The organism is Roseateles sp. GW835-FHT13E02 (genome assembly GCF_058794035.1).
Genome location: NZ_JBXAGJ010000009.1, coordinates 71,689 through 83,525, shown reverse-complemented (window position 1 = coordinate 83,525; position 11,837 = coordinate 71,689). Strand labels below are relative to the sequence as shown.

The 11,837-nt window shown below is 66.8% G+C and carries 11 protein-coding genes; 5 read left to right on the top strand and 6 right to left on the bottom strand.

Translation table 11 applies throughout. From position 1 onward, the window contains the following. Window positions 1–61 precede the first annotated feature (61 nt). Window positions 62–697, top strand: coding sequence for a DNA-3-methyladenine glycosylase I (locus tag AC1Q6P_RS10690; protein ID WP_492665187.1), 636 nt, complete (start codon window positions 62–64; stop codon window positions 695–697). 491 nt (window positions 698–1,188) lie between these two features. On the opposite strand, the gene AC1Q6P_RS10685 is transcribed toward AC1Q6P_RS10690, so the two are convergent. The 3 genes from AC1Q6P_RS10685 to AC1Q6P_RS10675 form a co-directional block, all read right to left on the bottom strand. Next, a complete protein-coding gene (locus tag AC1Q6P_RS10685; RefSeq protein ID WP_102769373.1) occupies window positions 1,189–1,641 on the bottom strand; it encodes a fasciclin domain-containing protein in 453 nt (150 codons plus the stop codon). A 56-nt stretch (window positions 1,642–1,697) separates the two neighbouring features. Then, window positions 1,698–2,651, bottom strand: a complete 954-nt coding sequence (locus AC1Q6P_RS10680) for a fasciclin domain-containing protein (RefSeq protein WP_492665186.1) — start codon at window positions 2,649–2,651, stop codon at window positions 1,698–1,700. Window positions 2,652–2,841: 190 nt separating this feature from the next. Then, the gene (locus AC1Q6P_RS10675; protein WP_492665185.1) at window positions 2,842–3,903 is read right to left on the bottom strand and encodes a fasciclin domain-containing protein; all 1,062 of its coding nucleotides are present in this window, start codon (window positions 3,901–3,903) and stop codon (window positions 2,842–2,844) included. 237 nt (window positions 3,904–4,140) lie between these two features. Between AC1Q6P_RS10675 and AC1Q6P_RS10670 the strand changes: the two genes are divergently transcribed. From AC1Q6P_RS10670 to AC1Q6P_RS10655, 4 genes are all read left to right on the top strand, one after another. Beyond that, entirely contained in the window at window positions 4,141–4,791 is a 651-nt protein-coding gene (locus AC1Q6P_RS10670) for a TetR/AcrR family transcriptional regulator (protein ID WP_492665184.1), read from the top strand. Between the two features lie 174 nt (window positions 4,792–4,965). Beyond that, on the top strand, window positions 4,966–5,379 hold the full coding sequence (locus AC1Q6P_RS10665) for a VOC family protein (protein WP_492665183.1): 414 nt from the start codon (window positions 4,966–4,968) through the stop codon (window positions 5,377–5,379). 117 nt (window positions 5,380–5,496) lie between these two features. After that, entirely contained in the window at window positions 5,497–6,183 is a 687-nt protein-coding gene (gene rpe, locus AC1Q6P_RS10660; RefSeq protein ID WP_171829064.1) for a ribulose-phosphate 3-epimerase, read from the top strand. Window positions 6,184–6,188: 5 nt separating this feature from the next. Further along, window positions 6,189–6,683 (top strand): low molecular weight protein-tyrosine-phosphatase, encoded by a 495-nt coding sequence (locus tag AC1Q6P_RS10655; protein ID WP_492665182.1) that lies wholly within the window; start codon window positions 6,189–6,191, stop codon window positions 6,681–6,683. Between the two features lie 297 nt (window positions 6,684–6,980). Here the strand turns inward: AC1Q6P_RS10655 and AC1Q6P_RS10650 are convergent, their stop codons facing one another. From AC1Q6P_RS10650 to AC1Q6P_RS10640, 3 genes are all read right to left on the bottom strand, one after another. Beyond that, window positions 6,981–7,415 (bottom strand): response regulator, encoded by a 435-nt coding sequence (locus AC1Q6P_RS10650; protein ID WP_492665181.1) that lies wholly within the window; start codon window positions 7,413–7,415, stop codon window positions 6,981–6,983. Window positions 7,416–7,552: 137 nt separating this feature from the next. Next, window positions 7,553–8,608, bottom strand: coding sequence for an alkene reductase (locus AC1Q6P_RS10645; protein ID WP_492665180.1), 1,056 nt, complete (start codon window positions 8,606–8,608; stop codon window positions 7,553–7,555). A gap of 111 nt (window positions 8,609–8,719) precedes the next feature. Then, on the bottom strand, window positions 8,720–11,836 hold the full coding sequence (locus tag AC1Q6P_RS10640) for an efflux RND transporter permease subunit (RefSeq protein WP_492665179.1): 3,117 nt from the start codon (window positions 11,834–11,836) through the stop codon (window positions 8,720–8,722). Between the last annotated feature and the right edge of the window lies 1 nt (window position 11,837).

Here is an 11,837-nt window from a genome sequence, read left to right as displayed (position 1 = left end):
TGCGACCCAAGCCCTTGTGTTCGGGCGGCCTTGGTCCTTTTGCCTCTTCTTCGCCACCGTCATGACCCCGCAACAAACCCTGTATCTGCCGGCCGATGGCTGGCCCCGCTGCCGCTGGTGCGCCGCCGCGCCCGGTGATGCCGTCTATCTGGAGTACCACGACAGCGAGTGGGGCTTTCCTGTGGCCGATGACCGCCGCCTGTTCGAGAAGCTCTGCCTGGAGGGCTTTCAGTCGGGCCTGTCCTGGCGCACCATCCTCAACAAGCGTGAGGCCTTTCGCGCCGCCTTTGCCAACTTCGAGATCGAGCGCATGGCCCGTTTCGGCCCGGCCGATGTCGAGCGTCTGTTGCAGGACGCCGGCATCGTGCGCCACCGCGGCAAGATCGAGGCGGTGATTCATAACGCCGTCCGCGCACGGGAGCTGGTGGCCGAGCAGGGCTCGCTCGCGCGCTACATCTGGGGCTTCGAACCCAGCCACCATGCCGAGCCCGTGCCGGGCGAAATCGCCACCGAGTCCGACGCCTCGCGCGCCTTGTCCAAGGACTTGAAGAAACGGGGCTGGAAGTTTGTCGGCCCGACCACCATGTACGCCTTTCTGCAATCCATGGGTCTGATCAACGACCATGCGCCGGGATGCATCACGCGCGAGAAGGTGGCGGCGGCGAGGGCGAAGTTTCGCTCGCCGGCGAGTGGATGAAAGCGGCACGAAGCAGCCTTTGGTGTTGCTCGTGAGGCCCTGCAGCCCGTGCCGCTACCGGGCTCATGGTTCCGGGGTCAGCCCTGATGGGCCGACTTCCCTGCGCTGCTCGCACCTCGGGGCTGGCGCATAACTCACTTCGCTCCCTGCGTTCGCTTCGTTCAGACAGAAGCGCCAAGTCAGAACTTGAAGCGCGCGAGTACGCGCGCGCCCCGAGGCGCTGTGCTGCTCGGCCCTTCGCAAATCGCCCGGCAGCGGCACGGGCTGCAGGGCGCTTGCATCGCGGTCGATGTGCCCCTTCGACGGTGGAGCCCGCCGAATCCGGCGGCGGGCCGAGACACCGCAGCGTGAGAGATCGGCACAACGAAGGTCCGAAGGTCCGCAATGTGCCGCAACCAGCCTCACGTCAAAGCACAGCGCGCGAGCCAAGAAAACAAGAAGCCGCCAGGGTGCTCTCGCACCGCTGGCGGCTGGGCGGGCGAATTGCCCGCTTACTTGGGCATGATCACGCTGTCGATGACGTGGATCACGCCGTTGTCAGCGGCGATGTCGGTGGCGGTGACCTTGGCCTTGTCGACCGTGACGCCGCCCGTGGTGCCGATGGTCAGCTCACTGCCTTGCACGGTCTTGACCTTGCCGGCCTTGACGTCCTTGGCCATGACCTTGCCCGGCACGACGTGGTAGGTCAGCACGGCGGTCAGCTTGGCCTTGTCCTTCAGCAGCGCTTCCAGATCGGCCTTGGGCACCTTGGCGAACGCTTCGTCGGTCGGGGCGAAGACTGTGAAGGGGCCCTTGCCCTTGAGGGTGTCGACCAGACCGGCCGCTTGCAGGGCGGTGGCCAGGGTCTTGAAGTTGCCGGCGGCGACCGCGGTGTCGACGATGTCCTTGGCTTGGGCAGACAGGGCGCTCAGGCTCAGGGCGGTGATGGCGATGAAGTGCTTCATGGTGTTGCCTTTGGTGGTGGGTGGGTTGGTGAACGAAAAAGTGGAGAGCTGGGTGATCACTGCTTGGGCAGGATGACCTTGTCGATCAGGTGAACGACGCCATTGCTGGTCATCACGTCGGTGGCGGTGATGCGGGCTTTGCGGCCGTTGCGGTCGGTGATGTCGAGGTTGGCGTCCACCGTCAGGCTCTCACCTTGCACGGTGTTGACGGCGGTACCGATCGGCACATCGGCCTTGAGCACGCGGCCCGAGAGCACGTGGTAGGTCAGCACTTTGGTGAGCAGCGGCTTGTTGGCCAGCAGTTCGGCCTTGGTGACGCCCAGCTCGGTCAGCAGCGCAGCGAAGGCCGCGTTGGTCGGCGCGAAGACGGTGAAGGGGCCGGTGCCGCTGAGGGTCGCGCCCAGGTCGGCGGCCACCACGGCTTCGACCAGGATGCTCAGATCGGGCGTGGCGATCGCCGTTTCCACCAGGTTCTTGTTGGCGGGCAGGATCACTTTGTCGATCACGTGGATCAGGCCGTTGCTGCCAGCCACGTCGGTGGCGGTGATCTTGGCCTTGCGGTTGCGGCCGTCGGTGATCACCAGGTCACTGGCCACGGCATCGACCTTGAAGATGCCGCCCTGCACGGTGGTGATCGCCTTGCCGGCCGGCACCGCGGCCTTGGCAACGCGGGCGGGCAGCACGTGGTAGGTCAGCACCGTCTTGAGCAGTTCCTTGTTGGCCAGCAACTGTTCCTTGGTCACGCCCAGCTCGGTCAGCAGGGCGGCGAAGGCGTCGTTGGTTGGCGCAAAGACGGTGAAGGGGCCGGCGCCCGACAGGGTGGTGGCCAGGTCGGCAGCGACCACCGCTTCGACCAGGATGCTGAAGCGCGCATCGGCCTTGGCCACGTCGACCAGGGTCGGTTCCGGCTTGGGTGGCGGTGCAGGGTCATCGCCGCCGCCGCAGGCGCTCAGCATCAGGGCGGCAGAGCCCAGCAGGATCCAAGGTTTCAGCCAATTGATGAGGGACATCGTCGTGCTCCTTGCTTCAGTTGAACGAGAGAGTGAGAAAGAGACCAAAGGTTTGAAAGACCAAGGCAAAGCCCGTGCGAGAGACAAGCAACAAGACAGGCAGGCTCGCGCCCACCCGGCCGCGCCTGGAGGGCGTGGCTGGAGAGAAAGAAGGAAAAGGAAAGAAATGAACCGAGGGGCGCTGCCGGCCTCAGTGCGCGTGGCTGCGCGGCGCGCAGGGCGGCGCTCGCCAGAGCGGCAGCGGGATCGCCGTCAGCTCGTCGGCGGCAGGGCTGGCTTCGTGTTCGTCCTGCAGCGAGGGTGGGATCAGCAGCTGCTCCACCTGATGCACGCGGCCGTTGCGGGCGATCTGGTCACTGCCGGGCAGCAGGGGCTGGAGCTGTTCGCCTTCGCCCAGCAGACCCAGGGCACTGAAACTCAAGGCCTCGCCGGCCGCGGTGCGCAACTGGCCGCCCCAGGGCAGATCGTTCACGGGGTAGTCACCCGGCAGCAGGTGTTGCAGCAAGACCTGGCGCAGCAGCGCCGGCTGGCGCGCCAGCTCCCGCTCGCGCAGGCCCAGCCGCGGGGCCAGGCGGGCCATGCCGGCATTGCTGGGCGCCAGCATCGTGAAGGGGCCACTGCCGGCCAGCAGCGCGTCCAGGCCAGTGCTGCGCAGGGCGGCCAGGAAATCGCGGTGCTCGGGGTTCTGGGCGAGCAGATCCAGCAGGCCCTGCGTCGCCGGCTGCAACACCCGGTCGATCACATGCAGATGGCGCTGCGGCCCGGTTTGGCGGCTGCTCAGCAGTTGGGCGCGGCGGCCGCGGGCGTCGAGCAGGGCGGGCGCTGCCAGGCTGTCGGAGGCGGGGGCCAGGCGCAGGGCGTGGGCGCCCAGGGTGTCCAGCGCCGCGCCGCGGTGGCTGCGCAGTGCTTGCGCTGTGCAGGGCTGGGGCAGCACATGACCGAGCAGCCAGCGGCGCAGGGCCGCGCGGTCTTCGCAGAACGCGGCCCAGCTGCTGCCGCTTTGCTGCAGCTCGGCCTCGAAGGCGGCAAAGGCGGCGTCTTCGGGCACCAGCAGGCTGAGCTGTCCCTGGCTGGCGGTCGGGTCCAGCGCGCGTTCCATGCCGGCCAGATGCACCGCAGCGCGCCAGCGATCGAGGCGCGGTGCCTCGACCGGGGCCGACGGGCGCGGCGACACACAGGCGCTGTCGCGGGGCAGCAGCTCGCTGCGTGCCATGCGTGCCAGGCGGGTGGGATCGATGAGCCAGTTCAACATGGGTGGATCTCCGTGGGCTGTCTTGGGCTCTTGGGCGGCCTTGACGATGGAATGGGCGAAGGTCTTGGCGAATGCGCTCGGTGCGAGCCCCGTGTTGCCAGGGAGCGCTGCACCGCTTGGGATGAAATGTGAACTGATTAGTTCACAAAGTCAACCGTGGCGTTTAAAAAGTTACGAATTCGGGTGTTTGGAAACGGCGCTGTCGTTTCCGCGGCCGATGGCGCCTAGAATCGCGCCATGGCAAAAGTCTCTTTTCGCGAACAAGTGTTGCAAGTGCGTGAGGACGCCATCGTGGCCTCCGTCAATCGCTTGCTGGCCGAAAAAGGCTTTGACCTGATGACGGTGGACGAGGTGGTGGCCGATGTCGGCATCGCCAAAGCCAGCCTCTACAAGCACTTCTCGTCCAAGGAAGAACTGGCCGCCGCCGCCATGGTGCGCGTGCTGGATCTGGCCCTGGCCGAGGTGGAGCGCCTGCGCCAGCAGCCTGCGGCGCCGTTGGAACAGCTGCGCGCCGTGGCCCGCTGGACCATGCAAGTGCAGCTGGCGGGCGAGATGCCCTCGCTGCCCTCGCAGAACTCGACGTTGCGCGCCGCCCTGGTGGCGCACAAGGGCTATATGGATCGGCTGCTGCGCCTGTCCGACCTGCTGGGCGAGTGGATCGAAGCCGGCCAGGCCGACGGCAGCCTGCGCGCCGAGCTGCCGCCCGAGGTGCTGCTCTACACCTTGTTTGCCCGCGCCTGCGACCCGGTGCTGGGCCTGCTCAAGGCCGCCGGCCAGTACAGCGATGCGCAGATCATCGACATCCTGCTGCTCAGCTGCTTCGGCGGCCTGTCCACCGGGCAGGAAGCGCGGGCGGCTGCCGCCACCAAGCGGGTGCGCAAGGCCTGAGCGGTTGCAGGGGGGAGCCCGGCTCGCCGGCCCCGTGACCGGGGCGGCAATCGCCCTGGAGTCCATGGCACGGGCCGTTAGGCCTATTGTTGGGTTGGCTGTATGAATATACAGTGACAAGTGCCCGGCTGATGCGCAGCCAGGCCCCCCAAACCCTTTGCCAGGAGCCAAGCCATGCTGGACCACATGACCTTCCGCGTGCGTGACATCGCCCAAGCCAAAGCCTTCTACGCCGCCGCGCTGGCGCCGCTGGGCTACACCCTGGCGCTGGAGGGCAATTTCGGCGCCAACATCGTCGGCTTCGGTCATCCGGATGCCAGCGAGCCCGAGGGCAAGCGCACCGATGTCTGGTTCATCGACGGCCCTTCGCCCTACGGCGGCCCGGAGGCGACCATGGGCTGCCACCTTTGCTGGCGCGCCGCCAGCCGTGCCGAGGTCGATGCCTTCTACGCCGCCGCCATCGCCGCCGGTGGCCGCGACAACGGCGCGCCGGGCCTGCGCCCGCATTACCACCCGAACTACTACGGGGCCTTCGTCATCGACCCCGAGGGCAACAATATCGAGGCGGTCTGCCACCGCCCCGAGTGAGGCGGCGGGCCAGGCGCGTCAGCGTGCTTTCCGGGGCTGAAACCGGCCCAGGCGCCGGGGGCTTCTAAAATCCCTGCTCATCCGCCCCACCGAGCGCCCGCGCGCCAGCAGCCAGCCATGAGCACCCCCCAATACCGCATCGCCCCGAGCATCCTGTCCGCCGATTTCGCCCGCCTTGGCGAGGAGGTCCGCCATGTGCTGGCCGCGGGCGCCGACTGGATCCACTTCGACGTGATGGACAACCATTACGTGCCCAATCTGACCTTCGGGCCCATGGTCTGCGAGGCGCTTCGCAAGCATTCGGTCAAGCCCGATGGCACGCCCGCGCCTATCGATGTGCACCTGATGGTCGAGCCGGTCGATGCCCTGGCCGTGGCCTTTGCCAAGGCCGGCGCCGATCTGGTGAGCTTCCACCCCGATGCCTCCAAGCATGTGGACCGCACCCTGCAGCTGATCAAGGCCGAGGGCAAGCAGGCGGGCCTGGTCTTCAACCCGGCCGAGCCGCTGGATGTGCTGGAGTGGGTGATCGACAAGGTCGACCTGATCCTGATCATGAGCGTCAACCCCGGCTTCGGTGGCCAGAGCTTCATCCCCAGCGCGCTCAAGAAGCTGGAGGCCGCGCGCAAGATCATCGACAAGAGCGGCCGTGACATCCGCCTGGAGATCGATGGCGGCGTCAAGGTCGACAACATCCGCCAAATCGCCGATGCCGGGGCCGACACCTTTGTCGCCGGCTCGGCCATCTTCGGCAAGCCCGACTACAAGGCCGTGATCGACGCCATGCGCGCCGAACTCGCGCGCTGATCGCCGTGCCCGCCGTTCTCTTCGTCTGCACAGCCAATCTGTGCCGCTCGCCCATGGCCGAGGCGCTTCTGAAGGCCCGCCGGGCCGGCTTTGGCCCGGGCGGCGAGGCGGCGTTTGCCGATGTGGCCTCGGCCGGCGTGCATGCTGGCTCGCGCGGCGAGCCGGCCGACAAGCGGGCGATCGCGGCGCTGGAACGCGTGCGCCTGGGGATCGACAAGAAGTGGCGCACGCGCCGGATTCGGGCCGAGGATTTCCAGCGTTATGAGCTGATCCTGGCGATGGAGAACGACCACCTGGTGGCCCTGCGCAAGCAATGTCCGCCCGAGCTGCAGCACCGTTTACATCTGTTCATGGACCTGGTGCCCGGCATGGCCGGCCAGGACGTGCCCGACCCTTACTTCGGCCCGGCCAGCGGTTTTGATCAGGTGCTGATGCTGCTGGAGCGCGGCTTGGTGACGCTGGGTCAGGCTTGGCGCAAAGGGGCGCTGCCTCGGTCGTGAAGTCGCGCAAGCAGGAGTTCGTAGTGCCGGCTGAGAGCTTGTGAGTTTTCGTAGCGAGCAGCTGCCAGGCTAGGCTGAGTCCGGACTGATCCAGTCCTGAGGACTGGATCAGCCTGACGAAGGACTCGGCCTATGGTCGAGGCGGACGGAGCGGAGGAACCGGAACGTACTTCCTGTACGTGAGGATTCCGACAACGAAGTTGCGGCGAGACTCATATTCGCGAAGCGAATGTGATGTCGGAGCCAACACCGGTCCAACGACGCATGGCAGTTGCGCAGTAGAAAAATCGCAAGTTCTTACTCGACCATGACGTGGCGGTTCTTCAGGACCAGATGGATCTTGTCGCCGATGGTGTCCTTATTGAAAGGCTTGACCACATAGCCGCTGGCGCCCAGCTGGGCGGCGCGGATGATGTCTTCCTTGCGGCCCTCGGCCGTGACCAGCAGCACCGGCACCTGGCGCAGCACGGAACCTTCGGGCTTCTGGCGCAGGGCTTCCAGCAGCTGGAAGCCGTTCATCACCGGCATATTGATGTCGCTGAGCACAAAGTGCACCGGCTCGCCCGATTCGGCCGCCAGCTCCAGGGTGCGCAGCGCGCCCTGGCCGTCCTCGGCCTCCAGGATCTTGCGAAAGCCCAGCTCGCGCAGCAGGCCCGAGATGATGCGGCGCATGGTCGAGAAATCGTCCACCACCAGAAAACAGAAATCGTCGCGTTTGATCGTCGTGACCATGCCGGGGCATCCTTCATCGTGTCTCCTCATCCTACCCAGTGACACGCAGGCGCGCCCCCAAACACAGCGGGCAGCCCGAAGGCTGCCCGCAAATGTGTGGAGTTTGGCTCAGCTCAGCGCGAGCGCCGGAGCCTCACTCAGAGCGTCGGGTAGTCCGTGTAGCCCTTGGCGCCCGGGGTGTAGAAGGTGCTGGGGTCCGGTGCATTGAGCGCGGCGCCGGCCTTGAGGCGAGCCGGCAGATCCGGGTTGGCCAGGAAGCTGGTGCCGAAGGCCACCGCATCCAGTTGGCCGGCCTCGATGGCCTGGCTGGCTTCTTCGCCGCTGTAGCCCATATTGCCGATCAACACGCCCTGGTACTTGGCGCGGGCCACGGGCATCACATCGGCTCTCTGCACCTGGAAGAAGTCGGCGCGCATGACGTGCAGGTATGCCAGCTTGTAGGCGCTGACCTTCTCGGCCAGGAAGCCGATCCAGCCTACGGGATCGCTGTCGACCATGCTGTTGTAGCTGTTCAGCGGCGACAGGCGCAGGCCCACGCGATCAGCGCCGATGGCGGCCGTCACGGCATCCAGCACCTCGAACAGGAAGCGGGCGCGGTTCTCCAGCGAGCCGCCGTAGGCGTCGCTGCGCTTGTTGACGCCATCGCGCAAGAACTGGTCGATCAGATAGCCGTTGGCACCGTGCACCTCGACGCCGTCAAAGCCGGCGGCGATGGCATTGCGTGCGCCCTGGGCATAGGCCTCGACCAGGGCCGGGATCTCGTCGGCGCGCAGCTCGCGTGGCTGGGCGTTGGGCTCCTTGCCATTGGGGGTGTGCACCTCGCCGTCGATGGCGACCGAGCCGGAGGACACCGGCGTGGTGCCCTCGTTCATGGCCGGGTGGGCGGCGCGGCCGGCGTGCCAGATCTGCATGAAGATGCGGCCGCCCTTGGCGTGCACGGCGGCGGTGACCTGCTTCCAGGCTTCGATCTGCTCGGCGTTGTAGATGCCGGGCTCATTGATGAAGGCCGAGGTGTTGGGCGCCACCATGGTGCATTCGGTGATCAGGAGGCCACCGCTGGCGCGCTGGGCGTAGTACTCGGCCATCAGCGCATTGGGCATGTGGCCGGCGTCCGCGCGGGTGCGCGTCAGCGGAGCCAGCAGGATGCGGTTGGGCAGGGTCAGGGCGCCGACTTGGAGGGGAGAGAAAAGCATGGCTGTGTTCAGTGGGTTGGCGCTGCGCCGGGCAGCAAGTGCGAGAAGTTAGCACCGCAGCAAAAAACTTGCAGCAGCGCGCGCGCCGAATTTGCGCTAGCGCAAACGGCTTCAGCTCGGCTGGGCATGGGGGGCTGCAGCGCTGTCCTCGATGACCCGGGTGTCCGGGCCCTTGCCGCTGAAACGGTCCAGGGCCAGGTAGATCACCGGCGTGATGTAGAGCGTCACCGCCTGCGACAGGATCAGGCCGCCGACCACGGCCAGGCCCAGGGGCTGGCGCAGCTCGGCGCCGGCGCCCAGGCCCAGGGCGATGGGCAGGGCGCCCATCAAGGCGGCCAGGGTGGTCATCATGATGGGGCGGAAACGCAGGATGCAGGCCTCGCGGATGGCCAGTGCCGGGCTCATGCCGCCATGGCGCTGCGCCTCTAGCGCGAAGTCGATCATCATGATGGCGTTCTTCTTGACGATGCCGATCAGCATCAGGATGCCGATGGTGGCGATCAGCGTCAGGTCCATGCCGAACAGCTCCAGCGTGATCAGCGCGCCCACGGCCGCCGAGGGCAGGCCGGCCAGGATGGTGATGGGGTGGATGTAGCTCTCGTAGAGCACGCCCAGCAGCACATAGATCACCGCAATCGCCAGGCCGATCAGCAGCAGCTGGCCGCCTTGCGAATCCTGGAACACCGCGGCATCACCGCCGTAGCTGGTGATGATGCTGGCCGGCAGCTGGATCTCCTTGACGTAGCCATCCAGCTTGGCCGTGGCATTGCCCAGGGGCACATCGGGCGCCAGATTGAAGGACAGGGTGATGGCTTGCAGCTGCCCCTGGTGGTTGACCGAGGTGGGCCCCAGGCCGCGCTGCACGCTGGCAAAGGCAGTCAGCGGCACCAAGGCGCCGCCCTTGGCGCGCAGATAGATCTTGCCAAAGGCCTCTTCGTTCAGGCGCTCGCTGTCGGCTGCCTCCATGATGACCTGGAAGGTGTTGCTCTCGGCATAGATGCTGCTGACCTGGCGCTCGCCGAAGGCGGCGTAGAGCGCGCTGCGCAGGTCCTGCATCTGCACGCCCAGCAGGGCGGCGCGTTCGCGGTCGATGATGAGATTGGCCTGCAGGCCGCGCAGCTGGGAATCGCTGGTCACATCGCGGAACATGGGGTCGCCGCGCAGCTTCTCCTGCAGCTTGCTGGCCCAGCTGTTCAGCTCGCCCGCCGCCACCGATTGCAAGCTGAACTGGTAGCGGCTCTTGCTCTGCCGCCCGCCCAGCTGCAGGTTCTGCACCGGGCGCAGGTAGACGGCCAGGCCGGGCACGGCGCGCAGCTTCTTGCGCAGGCCCTCGACCACCTCTTTCATCGGCGGGCGCTCGCCGCGTGCTTTCAAGTTGATGAACATGCGGCCGGTGTTGACCGCATTGCCGCCGCCACCGCCGGCGCCCAGCGCCGCCGAGACGCTGGCCACGGCCGGGTCCTTGCGCACGATCTCGGCGGCCTGCTCCTGCAGCACCTGCATGGCGTTGAAGGAGATGTCCTCGGAGGCCTCGGTGCTGGCCTGGATCTGGCCGATGTCTTCCTCGGGGAAAAAGCCCTTGGGAATGCGGTCGTAGAGCCAGGCGCTGGCGGCAAAGCTCAGCAGGGCCACGCCCAGCACCCAGCGGCGGTGGCGCAGGGCCGCGTCCAGGCTGTGGGTGTAGGCGCCCAGCACGGCGTTGAAGCCGCGCTCGAACAGGCGGCCGAAGCGACCTTCCTCCTGCGGCTCGTGGTGGCGCAGAAAGCGGCTGCAGAGCATGGGCACCAGGCTCAGCGAGACCACGGCCGAGACCAGGATGGACAGGCTGACCACCACCGCGAACTCGTGGAAGAGCAGGCCGATCACGCCGGGCATGAAGAAGATGGGGATCAGCACCGCCACCAGCGATATCGAGATCGAGACGATGGTGAAGGCCATCTCGCGCGCGCCGCGCACGGCGGCGGCAAACGGCTCCATGCCGTCCTCGACATGGCGGACGATGTTCTCCAGCATGACGATGGCGTCGTCCACCACCAGACCCACGGCCAGGGTGATGCCCAGCAACGAGATGTTGTTCAGGCTGTAGCCCAGGGCGTAGAGCAGGGTCAGGGCGCCGATCAGCGAGATCGGCAGCGACAGGGTCGGGATCAGCGTCGCCACCGCCTTGCGCAGGAAGATGAAGATCACCATCACCACCAGGGCCACGGTCAGGGCCAGGGTGAAATAGACATCGTGTAGCGATTCGCGCACCGAGAGCGAGCGGTCGTTCAGCGTGCTCATCTGCACCGAGGCCGGCAGCTGGGCCTGGAAGCGCGGCAGCATGGCCTTGACCGCATCGACCACCTTGACCGTGTTGGCATCGGGCTGGCGCTGCACGGCCAGGGTGATGGAGCGCTCGCCGTTGAAGCTGGCGAAGGATTTGACCGTTTCGAAGCTGTCCTGCACCTCGGCCACATCACGCAGAAAGATCGGTGCGCCGTTGCGGCTGGCGACGACGATGGCGCCGAACTCGCGCGCATTCTTGAGCTGCTTGTTGGCCTGGATGGTCAGGGTCTGGCGCGTGCCGTCGAGCACGCCCACCGGGGTGTTGGCATTGGCGCCGCGGATGGCGGTCTGCAGCTCTTCCAGCGTCAAGTTGCGCTGCTGCAGCAGCTCGGGGTTGACCTTGATGCGCACCGCATAGCGCTTCTGGCCAAAGATGGAGACTTGCGCCACGCCGTCCAGCGTGGACAGGGCCGGGGTGATCAGGTTCTCGGCGAAGTCGTTCAGCTCGGACAGATTGATCGAGGGCGAGGTCAGCGCCACCAGCAGCACCGGCGCATCGGCCGGGTTGACCTTGCGGTAGCTGGGCGGCGAGGTCATCTCGGTGGGCAGGGCGCGCAGCGAGCGGAACAGCGCCGCCTGCACGTCCACCGCAGCCGCATCGATATTGCGCGAGGGGTCGAATTCCAGGGTCAGCGAGGTCGAGCCCAGGATGCTGCTGGAGGAAATCGCGCTCAGGCCCGCGATGGTGGAGAACTGCTTTTCCAGCGGCAGGGCCACCGAGGAGGCCATGGTCTCGGGCGAGGCGCCGGGCAGGCTGGCCTGCACATTGATGACCGGCGTGTTGTAGGAGGGCAGGGCGGCCACCGGGATCTTGCTCCAGGCCGCCAGACCGGCGATCACCAGGGCGAGATTGAGCAGCACGGTCATGACCGGCCGGCGGATGAAGGCTTCCGTCAGGCGCATG